Origin of the sequence: Paenibacillus sp. FSL L8-0494 (genome assembly GCF_038003695.1) — a bacterium.
Lineage (GTDB): Bacteria > Bacillota > Bacilli > Paenibacillales > Paenibacillaceae > Paenibacillus_AQ > Paenibacillus_AQ odorifer.
Genome location: NZ_JBBOPQ010000001.1, coordinates 5,879,527 through 5,904,112, shown reverse-complemented (window position 1 = coordinate 5,904,112; position 24,586 = coordinate 5,879,527). Strand labels below are relative to the sequence as shown.

The 24,586-nt window shown below is 44.6% G+C and carries 17 protein-coding genes and 1 riboswitch; of the genes, 12 read left to right on the top strand and 5 right to left on the bottom strand.

Annotated features, from left to right (window positions below; all coding sequences use genetic code 11):
- Positions 1 to 11: 11 nt before the first annotated feature.
- The 5 genes from NYE35_RS26610 (at position 12) to NYE35_RS26590 (ending at position 5,667) form a co-directional block, all read left to right on the top strand.
- A complete protein-coding gene (locus NYE35_RS26610) occupies positions 12 to 1,031 on the top strand; it encodes an endo-1,4-beta-xylanase (RefSeq protein ID WP_249267741.1) in 1,020 nt (339 codons plus the stop codon).
- An 82-nt stretch (positions 1,032 to 1,113) separates the two neighbouring features.
- Positions 1,114 to 3,168: an alpha-glucuronidase family glycosyl hydrolase gene (locus NYE35_RS26605; protein ID WP_094901819.1), complete on the top strand. Its 2,055-nt coding sequence runs from the start codon at positions 1,114 to 1,116 to the stop codon at positions 3,166 to 3,168.
- Positions 3,169 to 3,192: 24 nt separating this feature from the next.
- Positions 3,193 to 3,987, top strand: coding sequence for a Nif3-like dinuclear metal center hexameric protein (locus tag NYE35_RS26600; protein WP_370510609.1), 795 nt, complete (start codon positions 3,193 to 3,195; stop codon positions 3,985 to 3,987).
- A gap of 84 nt (positions 3,988 to 4,071) precedes the next feature.
- Positions 4,072 to 4,245: a hypothetical protein gene (locus NYE35_RS26595; protein ID WP_169744809.1), complete on the top strand. Its 174-nt coding sequence runs from the start codon at positions 4,072 to 4,074 to the stop codon at positions 4,243 to 4,245.
- A 320-nt stretch (positions 4,246 to 4,565) separates the two neighbouring features.
- Positions 4,566 to 4,752, top strand: a riboswitch (cyclic di-AMP (ydaO/yuaA leader).
- A gap of 105 nt (positions 4,753 to 4,857) precedes the next feature.
- Positions 4,858 to 5,667 (top strand): alpha/beta fold hydrolase, encoded by an 810-nt coding sequence (locus NYE35_RS26590; protein ID WP_036685387.1) that lies wholly within the window; start codon positions 4,858 to 4,860, stop codon positions 5,665 to 5,667.
- A 1,517-nt stretch (positions 5,668 to 7,184) separates the two neighbouring features.
- On the opposite strand, the gene NYE35_RS26585 is transcribed toward NYE35_RS26590, so the two are convergent.
- Positions 7,185 to 9,008: an exosporium glycoprotein BclB-related protein gene (locus NYE35_RS26585; RefSeq protein ID WP_341122256.1), complete on the bottom strand. Its 1,824-nt coding sequence runs from the start codon at positions 9,006 to 9,008 to the stop codon at positions 7,185 to 7,187.
- Between the two features lie 201 nt (positions 9,009 to 9,209).
- Positions 9,210 to 10,202, bottom strand: a complete 993-nt coding sequence (locus NYE35_RS26580) for a LacI family DNA-binding transcriptional regulator (RefSeq protein WP_036685385.1) — start codon at positions 10,200 to 10,202, stop codon at positions 9,210 to 9,212.
- A 374-nt stretch (positions 10,203 to 10,576) separates the two neighbouring features.
- On the opposite strand from NYE35_RS26580, the gene gtfA reads away from it, so the two are divergent.
- On the top strand, positions 10,577 to 12,019 hold the full coding sequence (gene gtfA / locus NYE35_RS26575; RefSeq protein ID WP_076141801.1) for a sucrose phosphorylase: 1,443 nt from the start codon (positions 10,577 to 10,579) through the stop codon (positions 12,017 to 12,019).
- 86 nt (positions 12,020 to 12,105) lie between these two features.
- Here the strand turns inward: gtfA and NYE35_RS26570 are convergent, their stop codons facing one another.
- A complete protein-coding gene (locus NYE35_RS26570; protein ID WP_038573230.1) occupies positions 12,106 to 14,340 on the bottom strand; it encodes an AraC family transcriptional regulator in 2,235 nt (744 codons plus the stop codon).
- Positions 14,341 to 14,843: 503 nt separating this feature from the next.
- On the opposite strand from NYE35_RS26570, the gene NYE35_RS26565 reads away from it, so the two are divergent.
- The 3 genes from NYE35_RS26565 to NYE35_RS26555 all read left to right on the top strand — a co-directional run bounded on the left by NYE35_RS26565 (position 14,844) and on the right by NYE35_RS26555 (position 18,303).
- Positions 14,844 to 15,719 (top strand): ABC transporter permease, encoded by an 876-nt coding sequence (locus NYE35_RS26565; protein WP_143763134.1) that lies wholly within the window; start codon positions 14,844 to 14,846, stop codon positions 15,717 to 15,719.
- A gap of 11 nt (positions 15,720 to 15,730) precedes the next feature.
- Positions 15,731 to 16,624 (top strand): carbohydrate ABC transporter permease, encoded by an 894-nt coding sequence (locus NYE35_RS26560; protein ID WP_036685379.1) that lies wholly within the window; start codon positions 15,731 to 15,733, stop codon positions 16,622 to 16,624.
- A gap of 68 nt (positions 16,625 to 16,692) precedes the next feature.
- Complete coding sequence (locus NYE35_RS26555; RefSeq protein WP_341122514.1) at positions 16,693 to 18,303, top strand: extracellular solute-binding protein; 1,611 nt, start codon at positions 16,693 to 16,695, stop codon at positions 18,301 to 18,303.
- A 75-nt stretch (positions 18,304 to 18,378) separates the two neighbouring features.
- On the opposite strand, the gene NYE35_RS26550 is transcribed toward NYE35_RS26555, so the two are convergent.
- On the bottom strand, positions 18,379 to 19,260 hold the full coding sequence (locus NYE35_RS26550; RefSeq protein WP_076213683.1) for an AraC family transcriptional regulator: 882 nt from the start codon (positions 19,258 to 19,260) through the stop codon (positions 18,379 to 18,381).
- Between the two features lie 159 nt (positions 19,261 to 19,419).
- Between NYE35_RS26550 and NYE35_RS26545 the strand changes: the two genes are divergently transcribed.
- From NYE35_RS26545 to NYE35_RS26535, 3 genes are all read left to right on the top strand, one after another.
- On the top strand, positions 19,420 to 20,820 hold the full coding sequence (locus tag NYE35_RS26545) for an MATE family efflux transporter (protein WP_341122512.1): 1,401 nt from the start codon (positions 19,420 to 19,422) through the stop codon (positions 20,818 to 20,820).
- A gap of 765 nt (positions 20,821 to 21,585) precedes the next feature.
- Complete coding sequence (locus NYE35_RS26540) at positions 21,586 to 22,296, top strand: hypothetical protein (RefSeq protein WP_341122255.1); 711 nt, start codon at positions 21,586 to 21,588, stop codon at positions 22,294 to 22,296.
- Positions 22,297 to 22,427: 131 nt separating this feature from the next.
- Positions 22,428 to 23,438 carry a ketoacyl-ACP synthase III gene (locus NYE35_RS26535; protein WP_036685367.1) on the top strand — a complete coding sequence of 337 codons (1,011 nt, stop codon included), beginning with the start codon at positions 22,428 to 22,430 and terminating at the stop codon, positions 23,436 to 23,438.
- Between the two features lie 127 nt (positions 23,439 to 23,565).
- Here NYE35_RS26535 and NYE35_RS26530 read toward each other — a convergent pair whose 3' ends face one another.
- On the bottom strand, positions 23,566 to 24,582 hold the full coding sequence (locus tag NYE35_RS26530) for a LacI family DNA-binding transcriptional regulator (protein WP_036685366.1): 1,017 nt from the start codon (positions 24,580 to 24,582) through the stop codon (positions 23,566 to 23,568).
- Positions 24,583 to 24,586 lie beyond the last annotated feature (4 nt).

The window sequence follows — 24,586 nt, the reverse complement described above, 5'->3', positions numbered from 1 at the left end:
GAGGGAACTTGTTGAGACAAGCTAGTGATTACACAGAACCTGCTCTAAAAACAATATTTGCTGAGGATTTCAAAATTGGCGCAGCCGTTAACCCGTTGACGATACAATCACAGGAGCATTTGCTCGCCTATCATTTCAATAGCATTACCGCTGAAAATGAGATGAAGTTTGAAAGTCTGCATCCGCTTGAAGACATTTATAACTTTAAACTAGCAGATCAGTTGGTTGCCTTCGCCCGAAAACATCATATGGCTATGCGTGGGCATACTTTAGTCTGGCACAACCAGACTACGGACTGGTTGTTTGAGGATAAGATGGGCGGGCGTGTAAGCAAAGAGACATTGCTTGCACGGCTCAAATCACATATTCAGACCGTGGTTGGGCGTTACAAGGAAGATATCTATGCTTGGGATGTTGTAAATGAAGTTATTGCAGATGAAGGAGAAGAACTTCTTCGCCAGTCAAAGTGGCTGGATATTGTCGGACCGGAGTTTATCGGCAAAGCGTTTGAATTCGCTCATGAAGCCGATCCAAAGGCTTTGTTATTCTACAACGACTATAACGAGTCTAATCCCCTTAAGCGCGACAAAATCTATAAAATGGTGAAGTCGCTGCTGGAACAGGAAGTACCGATCCATGGCGTCGGATTGCAAGCGCACTGGAATCTATACGATCCGGACTTAGATGAAATACGTGCTGCTATTGAGAAGTATGCATCTTTAGGGCTTCAGCTCCAATTGACAGAGCTGGATGTGTCCATGTTCCGTTTCGATGACAAACGAATGGATTTAAAGGTTGCACCTGCCGAACTGCTCGAGCTGCAGGCAGAGCGGTATGAAGCGATGTTTGCTCTGTTGAAAGAATACCGCGACGTGATTAGCTCAGTCACTTTCTGGGGAGCAGCGGATGACTATACATGGCTGGACGGCTTCCCTGTTCGGGGACGGAAAAATTGGCCATTTCTATTCGATGAGCAGCATAATCCTAAGCCGGCTTATCACCAATTGCTTAACGCTGTCACCAAATCATAGAGCGGGTAACCTGCTCAAGCTTGCGAATTATGAACCCGTCCTTTTCAATCCAGGGCGGGTTATTTATACGGGAGGAATATACATGACAAATACCGCTTATGAGGCTTGGCTCAACTATGGCCAGCTGAAATCTGGATCTCTATACAATCAATATACAAATTGGTGTGGTGAGCTGGTTGTAACGGAGGACAACGAAACGATTCAGGCGGCAGCCGCGGAATTCATACAGGGGATGACCTCTATGCTGGGCAAAGCGCCACTGCTCACAGCGCAATCAGAAGGACCGTGTATCGTTATAGGAACCTTCCAAGGGGGGAATCCGTTAATTGGTAGAGTATTCGCAGGAGAGCGAACCGATTCACTGGGTGCTGAAGGTTTCCTTATACGTACAAACGCTGCTGAGAAATGTATCGCTATCGGTGCTTCAACGCCTGTTGGAATATTGTATGGCGTATTCCATCTTTTACGGCTGATAGGAACAGAAAGCGAAATAGACGCTCTGAATTTGTCTATGAGTCCGGTGAACGGCCTGCGAATGATTAATCACTGGGATAATTTTGATGGCAGTATTGAACGTGGCTATGCTGGACGGTCCTTTTTTTACGAGTCCAATCAATTTCTTAACGATACAAAGCGGCTGCGTGATTATGCCAGATTGATGTCCTCTGTGGGGATCAACGCGATTTCGATTAACAATGTGAATGTTCATGAGCTTGAATCTCTATTTATAACGGAGCAATATTTGCCTGATATCGCGTTAATTGCAGGAATATTCCGCGTATACGGAATTAAGCTATTCCTCAGTGCTAACTTCGCCAGCCCGATACAGATCGGAGCATTGGAGACAGCTGATCCACTGGATTCAGCGGTGCGGCAATGGTGGAAAGATAAGGCTAGTGAGGTTTATCGGGCGATACCTGATTTTGGCGGGTTTGTGGTCAAAGCGGATTCAGAAAATCGACCAGGACCATTCACTTACGGGCGTGACCATGCAGATGGCGCCAACATGCTGGGAGAAGCACTGGAGCCGTTTGGCGGAATCGTGATTTGGCGTTGTTTCGTATATAACTGCAAGCAGGATTGGCGTGACCGTAAGACAGATCGGGCCAGAGCGGCATATGATCATTTCAAACCATTGGATGGCCGATTTAATGATAATGTAGTGCTGCAAATCAAGAATGGACCGATGGATTTTCAAGTCAGAGAACCGGTATCTCCGCTGTTTGGCGCACTGGAACATACCAATCATCTGATGGAGTTTCAGATTGCTCAAGAATATACGGGGCAGCAGCGGCATCTCTGTTATCTTGTTCCACAGTGGAAAGAAGTCCTTGATTTCAATACTTATGCCAAAGGGCAAACTACGCTTGTGAAACATGTTGTGGACGGATCGGTGTGGGGAAATAAGTATAATGGTGTGGCTGCTGTAACTAATGTTGGAGATGACATGAACTGGACGGGGCATGGGTTAGCTCAAGCTAATCTGTATGGATATGGAAGATTAATTTGGAATCCGGAGCTGACGGCAAAAGAAATAGCTGAGGAATGGATTCGGCTTACCTTTGGCACTGATGAAGGTCTAGTGGCTGCTATTCGCGGGATGTTGATGGACTCATGGAGGATTTACGAATCTTACACAGCTCCATTAGGTGTGGGTTGGATGGTTAATCCGGATCATCATTATGGGCCGAATGTGGATGGGTATGAATACGCCAAGTGGGGAACGTACCATTATGCGGATCATAAGGGCATTGGTGTGGATCGTTCAGTCAAATCGGGAACGGGTTATAGCGGACAGTATATGGGGCTTAATGCATCAAATTATGAGAATCTAGCGTCTTGTCCGGAAGAGCTGTTGCTGTTCTTTCATCATGTTCCATACACGTATGTTCTGCAATCGGGGCAAACTATTATTCAGCATATCTACGATACTCATTTTGAGGGGGCTGAGCAGGCTGCACAGCTTCTAGCGACATGGGAATCACTTGAAGGCGGCGTGGATAGTGGATTGTATATGCAAGTGAAGCAACGTCTTGAAGAGCAAGCAGAGCATGCGCAGGAATGGAGAGATCGGATCAATACGTATTTTTACCGCAAGAGCGGAATTGAGGATCTTAAAGGCAGAAAGATTTATTAGATTTCGAATCGAGGGATGATGATAGTGAGCCTCACGATTAGAGCGATTCTGGAAGATTTAATGGGAACTGTGGAACAGGTAGAAGGCACTGTCGATATTCTGAACCCAGGGGAACCGGAAACTGAAGTCACAGGGATTATTACGGCCTTCTCTGCCACACAAAATGTTGTGGAGCAAGCAATAGCGTTAGGAGCCAATTTGCTGATCACGCATGAAGGTGTATTTTATAGCCATCATGCGGCGAGCGAGTGGTTAGAAGGTGATCCGGTTTATCATGCGAAAAAAAGTCTGATCGAACATTCCCAAATTGCTATTTTTCGTTATCATGATTATTGGCATCGGCAAAAGCCGGATGGAATTATGGTGGGTTTACTGCAAGAACTAGATTGGTCCGCATACGTGGAAGAGCAGCAAGCAGCTGCTACGATTCTCAATATTCCTGCTATGACTGTACTGGAAGCTGCTCAATATATTAAAAGTAAGCTAGGGATCTCTTATGTACGCGCTGCCGGTGACCTGTCTCTGTCCTGCAAACGCGTAGGGATATTAGTAGGTTACAGAGGAGGCGGGACGATGGCTATTCCGCATTTTAATGATCACAATCTTGATTTAATTATTGCTGGAGAGGGACCAGAGTGGGAGACTCCGGAATATGTGCGGGATGCAGGGCACCAAGGCAGATCTAAAGCGCTCATCATGTTAGGTCATGCGGAGAGTGAAGCGCCGGGAATGAAATATTTAGCTGAAATCTTAGCAGACAAATATCCCATGCTTCCTAACCGGTTCATTGCTGAACAACCCATCTATCAGATGGTTTAATCTGGGGAAATAAAGAGTACGGAATAAATAAACATATTATGGAGAAAATGAAGGGAAACAGGTCACTGAGAAAGGAGTGTTTCAATGGAAATTCCTTTGGAGGCTGATGAAGTATTAAGTCGGATCAAAAAGCTGCAAAGCGACGGAAGCTCGATCAGTAAAAAACAAGTAAAGCAGAGCGATCCTGAGCTTATGAGAAGTGCGCTGTTCTTTTTTCCAAGCTGGGAGCATGCATTGAAAAACGCCGATCTTTTGTAGCCATAGTATTGTAAGAGGAAGCTAAGTGGACAGGGGAATACCTCTGATTCTGCTTAGCTTTTTTCATATCTCCAGTGAAAAGGATGGCCTTTATATAGAAAGTACTGGTGTTTTAACCTCCGTTTGGCTTGGTTCAGAGCCATTTTCTTAAATAAAACGAGTAAACAAGAGCAAAAGAAAGAGAAAATGAAGAGTATGCTCAATATGAAATGAAAAGCATTGCTTTCAACATTATTTTGACCAGAGCCCTCCTTTACAAGCAAACCTTACAAGAGTATGATTCATCTCAGAACTGACAATTATCTTAAATTTACAATTACATAAGCAATCCGCTTAATTTCCGTTTCTGGAAAGCGGGGGAACCAACAACTGGCAGCCGATGTGAGAGTCGGCACTGGTTATGGGGTGAATCCTGTTCCGGGTGCATAACATGCATCCCTGCAGGTAGGGCAACTCTCACTGCCCGAATCCGACAGCTAACCTCGTAAGCGTATGGAGAGAGGATGAATGGCGTGTTTAGTGATGAATAGCCACAGAGAATCCCTCTGTGGTTTTTTGCTGCGTTTTTAAGCAGATATAGACGTAGAATTTATTATGAAAGAGGTGTTACCTTTGCCTATCGCTAAACTGAACGGAACTTCGCTCTATTATGAAATCAATGGAACTGGCACTCCGGTTGTGTTTATCCATGGACATGGATTAACACACAGTATGTTCAAACCACAGCTGGAGTATTTTTCCGATAAATATAAAGTGATTTTGTGCGATTTACGGGGGAATGGCAAGTCTGGTAAACTGCTGGAGGCCCCACATGAGATTATTGAGACGCAATGTCTGGATTTGATTATGCTGTTGAATGACCTAGGTATTCGTGAAGCAGTTTTTGTAGGAATCGCCTATGGTGGCTTAGTCGTTCAGCATATTGCCAAACAATATCCTGAGCGTGTGAAAGCCATTGTGGTCGCGGATAGCTTCTGTAGGACTCACGGATCAACAATTGTAGGGAAAATACAAACTATGGCAGCATATTGCAGTTTGCTAATGTATTATCTCCCAAGCGAGCTGGTGTTGCCTTCGATTCGGATGATGTACCGAGAGCGCTGGAGTCTGGCCTACAATGAGATTAGAAGAGGGCTGCTGGACAAACGTCCCCGGGAGCTATATCGGCAAAGACTGGCTACAAGCCATGTTGATTACACCAGATGCTTAAAGGCTTTTAAACGTCCTGCTTTATGTATTGTAGGGGACTTTAATGAATTTGGAGTGAATTGTATGAAGGAAATGGTGTCTCAGCTGCCACATGCGCAGTTGGCGATTATTCCGAACGCATTAGATCCAAGTAATCTATGCCAGCCGGAGCAATTCAATGCGATTCTTCAACGTTTCTTAGAGAAGCAGCAGGGCAGTCAGCAGATTAGCTGATCTATAGGGAGACCTTTACAAGCGAAGCGTTTAAGTGGAAAAAGGCGTCCCATAGCCAGGGAGCATGAGCTGGCTATGGGACGTCTTTCTGGGTAGAACTTTAGGGGATTCTCCCTAAAGTGAAGGGGATTATGGCTTCTAGCACGTGAATTAGGGAAATTCTCCCTAAAGTGATAGAGAGCATGGCTCCTAGAACGTGGATTAGGGAAATTCTCCCTAAAGTGAAGGGAATTATGGCTCCTAGAACGTGGATTAGGGAAATCCTCCCTAATAATAGGGTGTTTTTAGCCATAAATGGGTATTTGCAAGAATTTTTAGGGAGGATTTCCCTAAAAACCTTATTTTAAAGCGATTATCGATGAATATTAGGGAGGATTTCCCTAATATAATGGATATCTAACTAAAGGCTGGCTCATCAGTAGTGAAATCTACGAATGAGCCAGCCTTTGGTATTTTACTAACCGGTGGATGTTGAACATTTACAAGCATATTGTACCTAGAACGCCACTTAATGTCCCTACCCTACCACAGCATCAAATATAGTTCACCCGACGTGGGAAAGAACAGTAGTCTCTAAGTAGTGAAGGTAAGAGTATAGAAGGGGCGTAGTAAGCGTCTCACCCGACATGGGAAAGAACAGTAGACTCTAAGTAGTGAAGGTAAGAGTATAGAAGGGGCGTAGTAAGCGTCTCACCCGACATGGGAAAGAACAGTAGACCCTAAGTAGTGATGGTAAGAGTATGGAGGGAGGCGTAGTAAGCAGCGCATCAGACGTGGGAAAGAACGGTAGACCCTAAGTAGTGATGGTAAGTGTATAGAAGGGGCGTAATAAGCTGCTGACCCGACGTGGGAGAGAACGGTAGACCCTAAGTAGTGATTGTAAGTGTATAGAAGGAGGTGTAGTAAGCAGCTCATCAGACGTGGGAAAGAACGGTAGACCCTAAGTAGTGAAGGTAAGTGTATAGAAGGAGGCGTAGTAAGCAGCTCATCCGACGTGGGAGAGTACGGTAGACCTAAGTAGTTAAGGTAAGTGTATAGAGGGAGGCATAGTAAGCAGCTCATCCGACGTGGGAAAGAAACAGTAGACTCTAAGTAGTGATTGTAAGTGTATAGAAGGAGGTGTAATAAGCAGCGTATCTGCAGCTCCTGATCGAGACCAAAGGAAAGGAAGGTTTCGGTAATAGGGATTCAGCCTCCGGACATGAGTAGGAGAGAAGAAGAGCGGGGAGTGGCATTGACAGACTATCGGACTCAAGCGCTCTTATTTGCAATATTTTCCTATTTTTGAGTTGCTATTGGACCCCATAGGCGTTATTTGTACAAAATAGACGCTATTGAGCACCATTTCTGCCCAATAGCGCCTCTCAGGTCCGATGATCTCTCTAAACAGGGATAAATTAACGAATAGCGGCATTTGAGTCCGAAAGATCAAGTAATTGTACCGCATATTACCAAAAAGGCATCTGTCACTCCTTAGAAGGAATGGCAGATGCCTTTTTTTGAATTTGTTTTAATGATTATACAATCGTAAAGCCAGCACTTGCATAACCAGTGACTGTATTTACAAGGGTGAGGCCTGTAGCAGTGGCTGAGAATACCATAAGCAGACGTGTCTGTGGTGTTACAGCAAAATTGATATCATTTGTAATTCCATTGACAAAAGTTCCTAGATTAATAGTACCTGTGATAGGTGGGAGCGCTACTAATGCCCCTGGAATAGCAGTAAATGTGTTATTTGGTGTGGCCGATTGGTACAACTGTGCTGTTACATTTATTGTAGTACCAAGCAGCGATAAAGCTATGGTATTACTGAAATAAGCAGCAAGGGATGTTATCACTCCTGCACGAGGAGTCGAGAATGCAAAGTTGATAAGCGGTCCAAGGAGAGTACCTGTTAAATCAACATTACCGCCAACAAGAGAAATGCCTGTGGCTGAACTTCCGAAGCCTACAAGGCTTGTTGTTCCCACCAAACCACCTAAAACCGTGGTCATAATAATAGGTCCTCCGGATGCCAGCGGAATAATTGCACCGTTACCGGTTGCACCAGTGACTCCGGTAATGCCAGTAGCTCCAACCGCGCCGGGATCACCCGTTGCACCCGTAGCTCCGGCAACGCCGACCGCACCGGGATCACCAGTCGCACCCGTTGCACCCGTAGCTCCGGCAACGCCGACCGCGCCGGGATCACCAGTCGCACCCGTTGCACCCGTAGCTCCGGCAACGCCGACCGTGCCGGGGTCGCCCGTCGCGCCCGTTGCACCAGCAGGGCCTGCCAAGCCTGCAGCGCCAGTCGAGCCAGTCGCTCCAGTTGCTCCTACGCCTGGACCCGCTGGTCCTTGCGCACCTGTTGGCCCTTGAATCCCCTGCACACCCTGTGGTCCTTGAGGTCCCATCGCGCCACCAGCGATTAACAAGTAATCTGGTGAACTCCCGGGTATTCCAGTAGGTCCAGAGACGGTAGCAATATAGGTGCTGCCATTGAAGGTTACTACTTGACCTGCTGGATAAGTAGGACTTTGTGCAGGATTAAAGATTACAATCCCTTGCAGCCCTACCCCTTGCGGCCCCTGAGGTCCTTGAAGTCCCGGTGTTCCTTGAGGTCCTTGAGGTCCTTGAGGTCCTTGGGGGCCTGTGGAGCCCCCAGCAATTAATAAATAATCTGGTGAACTTCCAGGTGTTCCCGTTGGTCCCGCAACAGTAGCTATATAGGTACTGCCATTGAAGGTTACTACTTGACCGGCAGGATAAGTAGGGCTTAATGCAGGATTAAAAGCAACAATTCCTTGCAGCCCTGCCCCTGTAGTTCCCGTTGCTCCCGGAACCCCCTGAGATCCTTGCGGCCCCTGAGGTCCCTGAGGTCCCTGTGGCCCTTGAGGTCCAGTCACACCTTTAATAGGTAATCCAATTGCTTGTGTAATAGAAGCCTGAATATGTCTGATCTGAATAATCAGCTGATCTTTGCAATTAGGGTCAATCTTCGTGGCGAGAATAAAAGATAATAACTCAGCTAATAGCAGTTGAAGATTAGTGCCAACGCTTACGACTGAGAAGGGACTGACTTCGGTCGATACAATGGTTATCTCTACTACAGAAAGTAGCTCAGTTCTAAAAGGGCTGCATAACTTAGAAGTATGCAAGAATTCCAATAGCTCTCTTAACACTCTTTGGAGATTGACAATATGAAGTGTTGTGGGATTCGTAAGTACGGGGGGTACCACTGCAGAGAGATCAGTGACTATTTTTAATAGTGCGTTACACTCCCTCTTTCTAATAGGACTGCTGATCCTTCCATGCTTGTTTAGGATAGCATCGCCTTTAAATGGTCTGTAATCAGGCATATTTCTATATCTCCTCCTTGAACTTCTCCTGTTCATTCCTTTAAAAAATGGGAACCTGCCCAATCAGCATATTCTGAGAAGCGGAAGTTGTTACAATAATTGCCCTGAAAGCCGTTATTCCTGAAAGTCGTTATTAATGAAGCAATACAAAAAAAGGCAGGCCACCGCTAATTACGGTAGTCTACCTTTTTAATAGATACGTTAAGTAGTCTCTCCTTTAATAAGAGTTACGTCTACAGTAGTGTTGTTGATTAGCTCTCCGTCAGCACTTTCGATCATTTGCAGGAGAGTATTGGTCAGCATGACCCCGATCCGATCACTAGGTTGCATAATGGTAGTCAATTTAGGACTCTGAAGCATGCGGGTAAAGCTGTGGTAATCATAACCGATGATTTTCAGTTGCTCGGGCACTCGAATGCCTTGCTGTTCAGCATAAATGTATAAAGCATAAGCCACAATATCATTACTGCAAAATACTCCATCATATTCTCGAAGTTGGGCTGGAGAGATATTTTCGGTGACAAAGGACCAAAAATAATCAAAGGTAAGCTTATTGTGCGCACCTTCGATAATATCGTAGGTTACACCATGTTTCATACTAGTGATGACAAAAGCATCCCGACGACGATTCGCTAGAATATCCAGATCTAGCGGGCCGGAGATATGTAGCAACCGTTTACAGCCCAGCTGTATCAAATGTTCGGTAGCTAGCTCACCACCGCGGTAATTATCCGATCCCACACAAGGAATGTTGGAGGAAATAAAACGGTCAAAAGAGACAATAGGGAAAGGGACCTTTTTATAGCTTTCAATATTCATGGTGTGGCTGCACATGATAATGCCATCTACTTGATTCTGGCGAAGCATGCTAATATAGTTGGCTTCTTTCTCAGGATCGTCAAGAGAATTGCATATTAGCAATTTATAGTTTTTTTCATTAGCACTCATTTCAACATACTTGATGAGATCGGAAAAGAAAGGGTGGTTCGAATCTGGAACAATAATCCCAATAAAAAAGGATTGATTCTTCTGTAAGGCTCTGGCGATTTGATTAGGATGATAATCTAAGGCGTCCATCGCTTGTTCAACTTTTTTACGCGTCTCTTTGCTGATATATCCCCGGTTGTTCATTACTCTGGACACGGTAGCTACAGCAACGCCCGCTTCCTTGGCAACATCTTTAATACTTGCCATACCCTCATCCCCGTTTCATAAAATGCTCTAATCTATATTCTACAACGTTTCTTGGATTGTTGACACTAATCAAGACTAACAATTGTAAAAGCATAGATTGTTTTTGATAGTTATAATAGGTATGTTATACGTTACCACAAAATATTCAGGTATAATATTAAATATCAATAATTTTGTCTATATTATATGAATATAATTATATGAAAACGTTTGACATATTATTTGCGCATCTATAAAATTGGTTTTGAATAAACGTTCATCTAGGGAGGAACAGGATTCTTAGGAGAACGCTTTCATTAAATTACATTAGTTTGATGATTTCTCTGACTTATGAAGCAAGAGTGTATAAATTGAAATAGAAGGAGAACTCCAATATGCAGATTAAAAATGAAGCTATGCTTATCACTTACGCAGATAGCATGGGAAACAATTTAAAAGAACTAAACGAAGTACTGGATACACACTTGCAAGGAGTCGTGGGTGGGGTTCATTTATTGCCGTTTTACCCCTCTTCGGGCGACCGGGGATTTGCCCCGATGGATTACACCAAGGTTGACTCAGCTTTTGGCGACTGGGCGGAAATTGAACAGATGAGCCAGAAGTTCTACATGATGTATGATTTCATGATCAATCACATTTCACAGCAGTCTCCATACTTTCAAGATTTCCTTGAGAAGAAGGATGAATCGGAATATAAGGATTTATTCATTCGTTACAAGGATTTCTGGCCTAACGGTGAACCAACTGAGGTTGATGTGGATTTAATTTATAAACGTAAACCGCGGGCGCCATACGTAGAGGTTACTTTTAAAGATGGGACGAAGGAAAAGGTTTGGTGTACGTTTGATGAGCAGCAGATTGATCTGGACGTGACTACGGAAACTACGAAGAAATTCGTGAAAGACAATCTGACCTTTCTTGCTGATAAAGGAGCATCGATTATCCGGCTTGACGCTTTTGCCTATGCCAACAAAAAGATCGGTACCAACTGCTTTTTCGTAGAACCGGATATTTGGGAAATGTTGAATTTGTCTAAAGAAGTAGTAGAACCTTATGGTGTAACTGTTCTTCCGGAAATCCATGAGCATTACAGCATTCAATTGAAGATTGCAGACAAGGATTATTATGTCTATGATTTTGCCCTGCCAATGTTGGTATTACATGCTCTGTATAGTGGACAAGTAAATCGGCTTGCGCATTGGCTGGAGATCTGTCCGAGAAAACAATTCACTACCCTGGATACGCATGACGGCATCGGCGTAGTGGATGTTAAGGACCTGATGACCGACGAAGAAGCTGAAATGACCAGAGAAAGCCTATATAGCCAAGGAGCGAATGTTAAGAAAAAATATAGCTCCGCCGCTTATAATAATCTGGATATTTATCAAATTAACTGCACTTATTATTCTGCACTTGGCAATGATGATCAGGCATATCTTTTGGCCAGAGCTATTCAGTGCTTCGCCCCTGGTATTCCACAGATTTATTATGTAGGTCTATTGGCTGGCGAGAATGATATTGAGCTGCTCGAAAGCACAAAAGAAGGACGCAATATTAACCGCCATTATTATTCTAAAGATGAAATTGCTGCTGAGGTACAACGTCCTGTTGTTCAAAAGCTGTTCGCATTGTTAAAATTCAGAAATAGCTGTCCAGCTTTTGATGGTGAGATCAAGATTGAACAAGGTAGTGAGAATGAGCTGAACATCACTTGGAAAAATGAGAACAGTGTGGCGAAGCTTGAAGCGAATCTGTTGACCAAAGAATACACCATTCTTGCAGGTGAGAATGAAGCAAATATTGCGAAGGTATTTTAATATTTCATAGGATATCGATGGGTGTTCCAAAGGCTGGGTTAATGGCTGCTGGAACACCCTTCTTTTTGGGGGATAGGTGATTCATGTTATGAACTGTTTTTGGTCCGTCTGAATTCAATTGGTGTAAGGCTGAAGTTGCGTTTGAACATCCGGTGGAGATAAGAACTGCTGGTGAAGCCAGTTACTTCAGCAATATCCGATACCGACAAATCACTCTCTACAAGCAGGCGGCATACTTCCTTCATCCGTACCTCCATAATGACATCCACAATAGTGGTTAGGGTCTGCTGCTTATAAAGTCTGCTGACATAAATCGGAGACATATTAAGTTCATCCGCGATTTGGTTCAGACTTAGGCAAGGGTCCATGTAAGATTGCTGAATGGTTTGGTTGATTTGCCGGATTAGATCGCTTTGCTTGGAGCTGCGCTTATCCGCTTGGAATTCCTGAATATGATCGAAAAGCTGGTAAAAAGCCGCTTCAAATTCTTCTATCGTTTCATACTGTTCAAGCGAAGGCATCACCATCATCCCTTCGGTGGAGGTAGGACTAAGCTTCTTGATGTTATCGACGATTCGTTTAATCGTTAGCGTCACCCTTGAAACAGTAAGTTCCAGCACATGATAGGGATATTGCTCCATTTCACGTACCATTTCGGAGAAGTGACTGCGGGCTTCGTCTGTTCTGCCACTTGTGAGCGCATCGACCAGCTTTTTCTCGCTGTCAGCCGGATAGGAGTAAAGATTGTTCTGAAGCTCGCTAATGCGCTCAGCATTGATCAAGCTGCCATGACCATAAAACAGTCTATGTTTGGAAGCTTCTCTGGCCTGACTGTACAGCCGGTTTAGTACATCTGGATTATCACTGATGGGGCTGTACACTAACGACAGTCCGATTTTTAGATAATCACAGCAGGCCACGCGGATCTGCCGCAGTAGCACTTCAATCAGCTCGGTATCCAGATGTTCAGTGGAGGTCATGCTGCTAAGCAACATGACCACGCTATCGTCATTCATATCTACAGTTTCCACCTGATAAGTCTGTCCACAGATCTCTGAGGCAATATTCATGATGGCAAACTTGTACGGAAGGAGATAAGAGCCTCGTTCCTTTCGCAGAGCTTCGTACTCATCAATGCGTAGTAATACTAGCCGGTAGCCCTCGTTTAAATTAAAAGAAATACCCAGCTGTTGAACATCATTTTGCCGGTTGTTATGAGGAGATTTAATGCCAAGCACCAGATTGCGTAATGAATTCTGCCTGATCGTGAACATGCTGTTGCGCTTATCCGCCTCAAGGGTATTCATTCGGCTTACGATCGAATCAATCGGCAGATAAAGCCGTTTGGACAGTACTCTAGAAATAACAAGACCGAACAATAGAATAATTATAGAAATCAGAAGTGTAGTATTGCGGATATGATTGGTCTGTTCAGTAATCACCTCATAAGGAGTAATGCGCACATATTGCCAGCCAAGCGAATCGGGCGAAGTATAGGACACCAGTGATTTATTCCCTCTAAAAGGGGCAGTGAAATAGCCGGCAGAGCGTGCTTTTACTTGATGCTCCAGCCAACTGTTTTCATCCCCGGAGAGCTTCTCCAGTGTCAGCTTATTCCCCGACAGAAAACGGCCTTGGTCATCTAAAATGTAGGTACTGCCACTACCGGGTGTATTGCCGTTAGCCAGTTCTTTATTGATCCAAGCCGCGGATATGTTAACAATAACCGCAGAGTTAATAGAGCGGTCCCAATTGATGGCATCATAGCAGAGGTAAGTATAGACTGAGATGGTTTTCTTCTCAGGTTCATTTATGGAATAGGTTCGCGGAATCGGCGTGAATGTTTTGTAATCCTGATAATGATTCAGCATCTGAATAATTTCAGTGTCCACCAGTTCGCGGGTGGTGAATACGCCATTCTGGCCCTGTGCTGCCGAAATATAAACCGTGTCATTATTCGGATTATATACATAGATGGATTCAATATAGGGCATGGAATTTAAGTAGTTTCCGAGATCGGACATCGCTGCGGTTACCTCATAAATAGAAGGCTTGTTGTAGAACAACAGATGAGAAATCGTGCTGGTTCGATACAGTTGAAATGAAAGCGTTTGCGCGACTTCAGCCATGTTGACTACTTTTTTGCCGGTCTGGGTCAGGTCCCTTAGATCGGAGCGGAAGGTTTGCGTCTTCTCGACACCGATGTAGTACGTATAGTAAACAAAAGTAGAGATAAGAAGGGTTAACGATATGCACAGGGTTATGGTAGTGAGCAGCTTGCCATACAGTAGTCTTTTTCTCCGTAGATCATTATTCTTCATACCGTCCCCCCTGATCATCATATGACTTACTCGGACAAGACTCTGGATGAATTCATATTATGAAGTTCCTTTATTATAAGTCCCCAAGAGTGAACGGAACAGTGGAGCAACCTTATAATCCTGCATTTTTCCAATCTGAAGGGAGTGAACAAATTAAATATTCATGTACAAAACAGCCTTTTCTACAAGGATTATACGGGGTTAGCGAAGCTTGAGAAGCTCTGTGGGTCTCCGAAGACTTTTACATAAACATCCTGATTGTTCAGTTCCTGTTTCGCCAGTTTGTGCAGTAAGGCTTGTAAGCTTCACTTCTGTGTTCAGAAGAATCCCCCTATAGTGGAATTATGCAGTTTCTATATTAAGGGGAGTGAGAGATCTTGAGCCAAACCTCATCCAAAGGAATTTCAAACGTCGAACTTGGCATCCAGGCTGATGGTAGAGCACGCTTACGAACGACAAGAAAGAAGAAAGGATTGTTGTATGAGCTGGTGCACAATCGGGTAATGTTTCTGATGCTGCTGCCCACCTTGGTCTTTTTTCTGGTGAATTCCTATTTTCCAATGGTAGGCATTTATTATGCGTTCACTCAATTCGACTTCAACAGCAGTATGTTCAATTCCAAGTTTGTCGGGTTGCAGAATTTCGAGTTCCTCTGGAGATCCGGTACGCTGGTGAAGCTCACGATGAACACGATAGGATACAATATTGCTTTTATTGTACTAGGGAATGTGCTGGCAATTGTCTGTGCGATCCTGCTGAGTGAGCTCAATGGAAAATGGTTTAAAAAGATTAGCCAATCGGTAATGTTTTTGCCTTACTTCGTATCTTTTGTAATTCTCAGTGTAATTGTCTACAACTTGTTTAATTATGACAGCGGTTTCTTGAATACAATACTTACCCAATTTGGCCTTGATCCGGTCGACGTTTACAGTAAACCTTGGGCATGGATCTTTCTGATCATTATCTTTTATCTATGGAAAAATCTTGGCTACAGCATGGTGATTTATCTGGCGGCGATTACGGGGATTAGTGACGAATATTATGAAGCGGCCAAAATTGATGGCGCTAATATTTTCCAGCGGATTTGGTATATAACGCTGCCGATGCTGAAATCAACCTTTGTGGTGCTGCTGCTCTTTGCGCTCGGCAGTATTATGAAGGGCCAGTTTGATCTTTTCTATCAATTAATAGGCAATAACGGGCTGCTCTACAATACGACGGATATCCTTGATACCTATGTATACCGTTCGCTTAAAGTAACCTTTGATGTGGGCATGGCAACGGCTGCCGGGGTTTATCAATCCCTGTTCGGCTTCGTCCTCATTATGACGGTCAACTATATAATCCGCAAAATAAACGATGACTACGCCCTGTTCTAGGAGGATAAGGAATGAAAATTCAAAAGGATAAATATACGCGAATGCTTCATTGGATTGCCTATGTGGTCATTATTGGCCTGTCGATCGCTTGCCTGCTGCCCTTTTTGCTAATTATCTCTGCGTCTTTGACCAGCAATGAGTCCATTATCCGCGATGGCTATCATCTGATTCCGGCACAGTTCTCACTGGAGGGCTACAAGACGGTATTCATCTTCCCGGATGAGGTGCTGCGGGCATATGCGGTCACAGTCAGCACAACTGCGATTGGAACGGTAATGGGACTTTTTTTCATGACTATGGCCGGTTATGTACTGGCGCGTAAAGATTTCAAATATCGAAATAGCTTTTCCTTCTATATATACTTTACGACTTTGTTTGGGGGAGGACTTGTCCCGTGGTACATCATGATTACGAAATACCTCGGTCTGCTGGATTCCTATGCGGTACTGGTGCTTCCAGGTCTGATGACGCCATTTTTGATCATTTTAATGAAAAACTTCATCAAATCTGCAGTTCCTGAGGAATTATTCGATTCTGGCAAAATAGACGGGGCTGGTGATTTCCGGATTTACTGGCAGATTGTACTCAAGCTTTCCATGCCGGGCATCGCTACAGTCGGTTTGTTTCTGGCTTTGTATTACTGGAATGACTGGTTCACCTCTTCACTGTTCATCAATGATACGCATAAATATCAGCTGCAGTTCTATCTGTACAATGTTATTAATTCAGCACAGTTTATCGCACAGATGGGGGCGGGAACCGGGGTGTCACTGGCTACGGAGGTCCCTGCTGAGTCTACCAAAATGGCGATGGCAATTGTCGTGACGGGACCTATTCTTTTTCTGTACCCGTTCGTTCAGCGTTATTTTGTCAAAGGCCTAACCATCGGCGCTGTGAAAGGTTAGAACCGCAACCTGCCCACTACCGGGTTAAGGTACAGTCGGCTAACATAGAAGCATAGTGAAAAGGGAGGATTCAGATGAATAAACAACGGGGCAAACGCATGTCTATTCTGCTTACGTCAGTATTGGGCTTGACGCTGCTGGCAGGCTGCGGGGGGAATTCTAATTCTGCAAACGGAGACAATTCGGCGGTAAAAGAGAGCAATAGCGGAGGAAACACAGCACAAAGTACGAACGCAGTTACTGAGGAGAAGACCGGACTGGACACTTCCAAAAAGGTAGAGCTGCAATTCTATATGCTAGGCGATGCGCCGAAGGATCTCTCAAGCATTGAAGCCGAAATTAACAAAATGGCTGAAGAGGATCTGAATGCAACCGTTAAATTCAATTATACAACCTGGACAGATTGGGATCAGAAATATAAGCTGCTGCTGTCGTCGGGCCAATCGATCGATTTGATCTTCACCGCGGACTGGACACAATATCAGGCTTATGCGAAAAAGGGAGCTTTTTTGGCTATAGATGATCTGCTGCCAAAAGCTGCCCCAGAACTCCAGCAATTCGTACCACAGGAAATGTGGGATGCCGTGAAGATTGATGGCAAGATTTACACCGTTCCTGCGACTTATAAGGAGTATGTAACGAATGGCTTCGTATGGCGTGAGGATCTGCGCAAGAAATACAATCTGCCTCAGCCGACAGATCTGGCTAGCTATGAAGCATACATGGAAGGAATCAAGAAAAATGAACCGCAGATGTCGCCGGCTTCTTTTAACAGTGATGTAAGAGGTAACATTCATGATGTATATTCAACACTTACCGCACAGGTCGGCAGTCCGCTGCCTTACGGTATTGGTATTAAGTACGATGATCCTTCAAAAGCTTATCTCTATTGGGGCTCGGAGGAACATAAAGAAGAGCTGCTGACGATGAGACGCTGGCAGGAAAACGGATTGATTTCCAAAAACGTCCTGAACTTGAAGGATACCATCCAGGCGCCGATTATCGCGGGCAAGGCAGCAAGCATCTTTGGAGATAATCCGACTCGCTTCAACGATACGTTGATGAAGGTGAAAGCAGCACATCCGGATTGGGATCTAGGTTACTATCCTTATGGCAATACCATTGGTTATGCAACACCTGTTCATCCTATTCATAATGGTTTCGCCATTCCGAAGAGCAGCAAGAACCCTGAACGTGCGCTGGCCTTCTATGAAAAGATGGTCATGGATAAACGTTACAACCAACTCACACAATACGGTGTGGAAGGAAAGAACTATAAAATTGATGCGAACGGCTACTATGAACTTATTGGTGATGCTTCAACAAACGGTTTTACACGCGAGGGAATGAATGGCTGGGCTTGGCGGAATCCGGAGTTCATGTTGTTTGATAAATCCTATGACGGCGTGAAGGAAATCTTCGCTGAGCTCGACAAAATTCAGAAACCGGATATTTTCACAGGTTTTGCTGAGGATTATACCTCCTATCAGGCGGAAAAAGCAGCACTAGAGCAGGTGGAAAAGCAATACCTGTATCCATTGCAAGCTGGATTAGTAGAGGATGTTGATGCGGGTTTAACCACCTTTATGGAAAAGGCTAAGCAAGCAGGCCTTGAGAAAATCCAGACCGAATATATCAAGCAATGGGACGCTTATGTGCAGGAGAAGGGTTTGAAATAATAAAAGTAGCAAGGGATGTTCCCTAAGCCAAATGGGGAGCATCCTTTTTTTTGTGTTTTTTAGAGTCTTCAGGATCTACGAAAAGCGTTGGCGGAATTCCCGCGGAGTGGTCCCTTCTATTCGAATAAAGCTGGAGCTGAAGTAAGGGGCCTGATTGAAGCCGACTTCCTCGGCTATACGGGCAATCGTGTAGCTGGTCTGCATCAGCAAAAGTTTACTTTGCTGAATTCGATAATGCAGCAGATATTCCATCGGCGCACAGCCGTATTCCTTCTTCATGCAACGAGCGATATATACAGGGTGAAAGCTTAGGCTTTCCCCTAGCTGTTGCGCAGTGATGTGCTCACGAAAATGGCTGCGTAAATAGGAGGCCGCTTGCTCTGCACATGTTTTGGAGGGCGAGGGGCGCTCATGGCTGAGGGAGGCGGATAACTGCTGAATAACCTCCTGAAACAACAGCTGCTGCTGAAATGGAGTATCGCTTAAATGGGAATTAGGCACAAGCTGATTCAGCTGTGAGAGCAGCTCTTCTATCTTGGACGGCTGCAGCAGAGTCGTATACTGAGGCAGGCGTAAGCTAAACGGTCGGATATCAAATTCGTCAGATTGCAGGGAGTTCTCTATTTTGACGTTGTCCCTCTCAAGCGCAGCAGCCGTATCCTCGGTCATATTCCATTCACCTACCGTTTGAAAATGCAGCCAATAATAAGAGGTGGATTCCTTGCAGCTGTCCGTACTGAAATGATGGCTGTCTGGACGAAGCAAGAGCGCCTGACCCGCTTTTACTTGAAAGGGGAGGCCGCCTTCACTCATATATAAACAGCCTTGTTTAACTACAAGCAAATCGAACACCCGGGTATTATGGCGGCTCATATGATAATGGCCGGGGGAGAAAGTATGGAATCCGCTTACAATGTAGTACAGCAACGGAGGAACGGTGAAGTTCAAGATGTTCATGTCAGAAGCTCCTTTTAGTGAGGTTGGAATAATGTAATAATTGGTTTGAAATCTGTACCATCATCCAAAGTATATCATCTATAATTTAGTCTGACCTAATGAATAAAGATGTTATTTTTTAGGCTAAGTCTGTAGGCATGGTTTACGAGGAGGGTTTGTATAGTGAAAAAAGAAAGACAGGGTTTTGGACTCTGGGTATTGGCTTGGCCTATATTTATAGAGGTATTTCTACAGACTCTGCTGGGTACGGTAGATACATTAATGGTCAGCCGTATCTCTGATGATGCAGTCGCCGTAGTCGGCATTTCCAATCAATTGTTCGGTGCATTGACCACGCTTTTTACAACATTTGCGGGTGGAGCGGGGATTCTGATCGCACAGAGAATGGGCTCCAAACGTTTTGGTGAAGCACGCACGATTGCTATTATGGGAGTATCGGTTAGCCTTGTGTTGGGGATTGTCGTAAGTATTGTGTTGTTTTTCTATGCGGGCCCTATTGGTGGGGTTCTAAATATAGCACCGGAACTATTATCACTTTCGAATGTCTATATCTCCTACGTCGGAGGCGGACTCTTTATGGTCGGGATGATCGCTTCCCTCGGTACCGCTATCCGGAACACAGGGAATACCAAAGGACCGATGTACACAGGGATCATTATCAACGTGATTCATATAATTCTGAACTATATTTTTATATTTGGTGTATTCGGTCTGCCTCAGCTAGGTCTTGCGGGCATCGCGATCTCCAGTATTGTCAGTAGACTGGTCGGAGTGATTATTCTCTACTCCCTATTCCGGCGTTCTTTCGAGATCAAGGTTAGACTTAGAGATTTCCGCATATTCAATGGCAAGCTGTTCAAGCAAATCCTGAAGATTGCCTGGCCTCTTGGGATCAATTCTTCCTGTTGGGTATTCTCCCAGCTTATTGTGTATTCCTTTCTGGCTGCACTTGGAGCCGAAGCGTTAGCAGCACGCACGTACCTTAACACCTTGGAGTCCTTTTGCTTCACGCTTGGTTATGCTTTTGCGCTGGCGGGGCAGATACAGATTGCTCATTTATTCGGAGCAGGCAAACTGAAAGAAGCTTATCGCAGTGCATATCGTACACTCTTCATTGGTTTGAGCATTGTGTCAGCTAACATGCTGTTACTATTCCTGTTTGGAAAACAGCTGCTCGGTTATTTCACATCTGATCCGAAGATTATTGCGATCGGGGTTTCTTTGTTAGCTCTAAATCTATTGCTCCAGCCCTCCAAAATGCTGAATATGGCCCTCGGCAACGCGCTGAACGCTATCGGGGATACGCGTTATACGATGTATACTTCCATCGTGTCTATGTCCCTCATTGGCGTGGGCTGCTCCTATTGGTTAGGAATCAGCGTCGGCTGGGGACTTATGGGTATCTATTGTTGTATGATAGGCGACGAATTGGTGAGAGGCTTGCTTGTTCTGGCGCGCTGGAGGGGGCGAAAGGTTCTCCGCCAAGCGGACACCGGCTTGAATGAAGAGAATGCTTCACTACATGGAGCCGGGAAAAGAAGCACCTCGTTAACCACATAAGCGGGACTCTATAAGCCTAGCTTGATGGGCAATGGAGTGGTTTTAGAGTCGGACGTTGTTTGTTGAGTAGTGTTTGTTGCGGCAGTAGGGCGGAGTAAGCGGTAGTAGGGCGGCTGCAGGAGAGCGGTAGTTGGGCGGTTGCGGGAGGACGGTAGTAAGGCGGTTGCGGGCTGGCTGGCGTTGTGCTTTCGGACTCAGATGCCGCTATTTGCCGGTTCAGGGCCTTTTGCGGGTAGTTTCGGACTGGAGAGGCGCTATTCCTCGTAAATTGGCTTATAATGGGGTGATTTTGAGGCAATAGTGACTCTGGAGTCCGATAGCTTATGAAAAGAGACGTTTGTGCGGAAATAGCGACTCTGGAGTCCGAAAGCGACTTTGAAAGTCCAAGTAACACCGTGCACCCAAGCGACAATAAGCACTCCGAATAATATTGAGCATCCCGAGTAACGTCGAGCACTCCAAGTAACAATGAGCATCTTGAGTAACAATAGGCACTCCAAGTAACATTGAGCATCGTATGAACAACTAGCGTTCGAAGTAACATTACGTGTGCTGTTTTTATGAAAGAGGTTACCTCATGAGTAGAAATGATTACTTCTGTGAGGGCCTCTTTTTTATGCGCGTATAAAGTTTAAGTTTGACGGTTCTCAAATTTGATTATTCATTCATATAGAGTTTGATTCTATGATATAAATGAGTTAGCCTTTATAGAATGGGTAGCCGTTATATAAATACATGTTACTGAAGGGTTTGAGGGAAATGTTGTTGTCAAAATGGAGAGGGTTTTCGTTACTAGGGCTGCTCTTAATGCTTGTACTATTATCAGGCTGTTCTAAAGGCACTGCTCATGTCACAGTGAATAAGAATGGAAGCGTAGATATTGCAGTGAACATGAAAGTGAATTCGCGTGCAGAAGCGTTGATTAGCGGAAAAATGGAAGATGCTCTGGTAAACAAACTTAAGGATCAGGGGATTGAGCTAGAGAAAAGCCAAGATGGAAAATCTACAGTCTATGAATTCGTGAAATCTTATGCCTCTTTTGAGGATATGAAAGCACTCTCTGGTGACTTGGATATTGTGGACCTGAAATTAGATACCAAAGATAATTGGTTTTATACCAAATATGACGTTGAGGCGAAGCCCAAATTAAATAGCTACATAGACACCATAATGGATAATATGGGATCGCTCAGTTTATCGAAGCCGATTATTCGGGCTTTTTTGCAAAACATGGCTTTCGACTTTAAATTAACGTTACCTGTGGATCTATATGGAGACAATAATGCAAATGTGGAGGACGGCAGAACCCTTACTTGGAATGTTACACTAGCGGATACAGAGCCAATTCAAATGCAGGTTTATGTGCCTAATGTATGGAATATCGTGATTGTGCTTATCATTTTAGTGGTGGTTGTTGTAACTGCGATTATATTGTTCGTCAGAAAAAGAAAGCAGCGTAATAGAAAACGTTTCTAAGTGGGTTCGTAAAGTTACGGAAGTGCCGGGAAGCTAGGATGCTTTACCGGCCTTCTTTACTTTTTAGCAGGCACAGAGTTATAATTAGTACCAAGTACTAATATCAGATACTAATTGAAGAGGTGATTGGAATGACAGGTGCAAAAATTACCGCTATCGGAACCTATGTCCCAGCCAAAAGACTGACTAATGCCGATCTGGAGCAGATCGTAGATACAAATAATGAATGGATTGTGCAACGGACCGGAATCCGTGAGCGCCGAATTAGTCGGCAGGATGAGTATACAAGTGATTTATGTGCAGCAGCTGTGCAGGATCTTATGACTCGTTATGGAAAAAGCGTTCAGGATGTCGATATGGTCCTGGTAGCTACGAGTACACCTGACTTTTCCTTTCCCTCAGTAGCTTCTTTGATTCAAAATCGTTTTAACATTCCGCAGACTGCTGGTGCTATGGATTTGAGTGCAGCATGCGCAGGTTTTGTCTATGCACTGCATACTGCTCACAGTTATGTGGCTTCAGGAATGCATCGCAAGGTACTGGTTATTGGTGCGGATACGATCTCCAAGATTACGGATTATACTGACCGCAGTACATGTATTCTTTTTGGGGATGGCGCTGGAGCAGTGCTTGTGGAAAGTGATGAGCAGACGACGGGATTTTTAGGCTTCCAGCTGGCAAGTGATGGCGGTGGGGCACATCATGTTTACCGTACGGGGCTTGCCCATACTGTAAACAATATTGAGCTGGTAGATACACAAATGCTGGTACAGAACGGACGAGAAGTGTTTCGCTGGGCGGTCAGAACGGTTCCTTTAGGTGTGCAACAGCTGCTTGAAAAAGCGGAGGTAGGTCTGGAGGAAGTAGACTGGTTTATTCCACACAGCGCTAATATGCGGATGATTGAGCCAATTTGCGAGCGATTAAATTATCCGCTGGAGCAGGTGCTGCACAGTCTTGTGAATTTCGGCAATACATCTGCTGCCACGATTCCTTTAGCACTCGATTTGGGCATCCGCGAGGGCAAGGTACAAAATGGACAAAAGATCCTGATGTATGGTTTTGGTGCCGGATTAACCCAGGCAGGACAATTGATTGAGTTGAATTTGGATCATCAGGTAGGGATACCTACTCCATATTAAGAGGTGGAGTTCGACCAGCTAGAGACCAATGAAGATAGATAACGAAACATTTTCGATAATCAATAAAAAGACAACGCCGTTTGCGGAAACCCGCTTACATAAGCCGTTGTCTTTTTTTGTTGATTAACTAAGTATTTAATTGACTGCCACAGGATTCACGCACAATAAGCACAGGCTCCACTACAAATGATCCACCGCCAGACTGATTGTTAATCAAGTCATAGAGCATATGGGCAGCGAGGATGCCAAGCCGTTCTTTGTTCTGGCGGATGGTCGACAGTTTTGGACTGGTATATTTACAGGCTTCAATGTCGTCACATCCGATAATGGCAATATCTTCAGGCACGCTGAGACCGTGTTCTTTCAAAGCCCGGATGGCTCCCAGAGCCAGCAAATCAGAAGCCGCAAAAATGGCTTTTGGTAAATTTCCGGCTTGAATTAATTGCTGCATAGCCGTATAACCGCTGGGCTCAAAGAAATCGTCGCCATGAACAAACCACTGACGGTTCAAAGTGAGGCCGAAGCTTTCAATAGCTTTGACATATCCGGATTCCCGCAGGTTAGAAATATCTGAATCCGCTGCACTTCCGATAAATCCAAGTTCTCTATAGCCAAGCAGATAAAAATGCTCCACGACCTTGGAAGAAACCTGAAAGTTATCTGACATCACAAAGCCGGATTTTTTGCCCTTTAGCTCAAGGTCGACCCCGATACAAGGAATACTGCTCATATCCAGATCGCGGATGGTAGGCTCCATCTTTTGTCCGGAAATAATGACACATCCATCCACATTAAAATGAACAGATCGAGCGAAATAATCGCCGCTGCTGATGAATTTCTCGTTGGAAAAGAAAATGAGATCGTAGCCCAGAACGCCCATCTGCTTTTTAAAAGAATTTAGCACTTCTACGAAAAAGGGATGTGTAAATTCGACATTAAGCTCGCCAGCAAAAATAACCCCGATCAGATTCGACTTCTTAGTTGCGAGTGTCTTGGCGGAGTTGGAAGGTGAATATCCGGTTTGTTCGATGATTTCCAAAACTCTTTGCTTGGTCTTTTCGGAAACATCACTGTAATTGTTCATAATTTTCGAAACAGTCGAGACAGAAACGCCGGCCATTTCGGCAATCATTTTGATATTCATAGTT

Excerpts from the sequence above, each read along its gene's own strand:
- NYE35_RS26530 (WP_036685366.1), bottom strand. The coding sequence starts at position 24,582 with ATGAATATCAAAATGATTGCCGAAATGGCCGGCGTTTCTGTCTCGACT.
- NYE35_RS26605 (WP_094901819.1), top strand. The coding sequence starts at position 1,114 with ATGACAAATACCGCTTATGAGGCTTGGCTCAACTATGGCCAGCTGAAA.
- NYE35_RS26585 (WP_341122256.1), bottom strand. The coding sequence starts at position 9,008 with ATGCCTGATTACAGACCATTTAAAGGCGATGCTATCCTAAACAAGCAT.
- NYE35_RS26560 (WP_036685379.1), top strand. The coding sequence starts at position 15,731 with ATGAAAATTCAAAAGGATAAATATACGCGAATGCTTCATTGGATTGCC.
- NYE35_RS26570 (WP_038573230.1), bottom strand. The coding sequence starts at position 14,340 with ATGAAGAATAATGATCTACGGAGAAAAAGACTACTGTATGGCAAGCTG.
- gtfA (WP_076141801.1), top strand. The coding sequence starts at position 10,577 with ATGCAGATTAAAAATGAAGCTATGCTTATCACTTACGCAGATAGCATG.
- NYE35_RS26550 (WP_076213683.1), bottom strand. The coding sequence starts at position 19,260 with ATGAACATCTTGAACTTCACCGTTCCTCCGTTGCTGTACTACATTGTA.
- NYE35_RS26535 (WP_036685367.1), top strand. The coding sequence starts at position 22,428 with ATGACAGGTGCAAAAATTACCGCTATCGGAACCTATGTCCCAGCCAAA.
- NYE35_RS26580 (WP_036685385.1), bottom strand. The coding sequence starts at position 10,202 with ATGGCAAGTATTAAAGATGTTGCCAAGGAAGCGGGCGTTGCTGTAGCT.
- NYE35_RS26565 (WP_143763134.1), top strand. The coding sequence starts at position 14,844 with ATGTTTCTGATGCTGCTGCCCACCTTGGTCTTTTTTCTGGTGAATTCC.
- NYE35_RS26595 (WP_169744809.1), top strand. The coding sequence starts at position 4,072 with ATGGAAATTCCTTTGGAGGCTGATGAAGTATTAAGTCGGATCAAAAAG.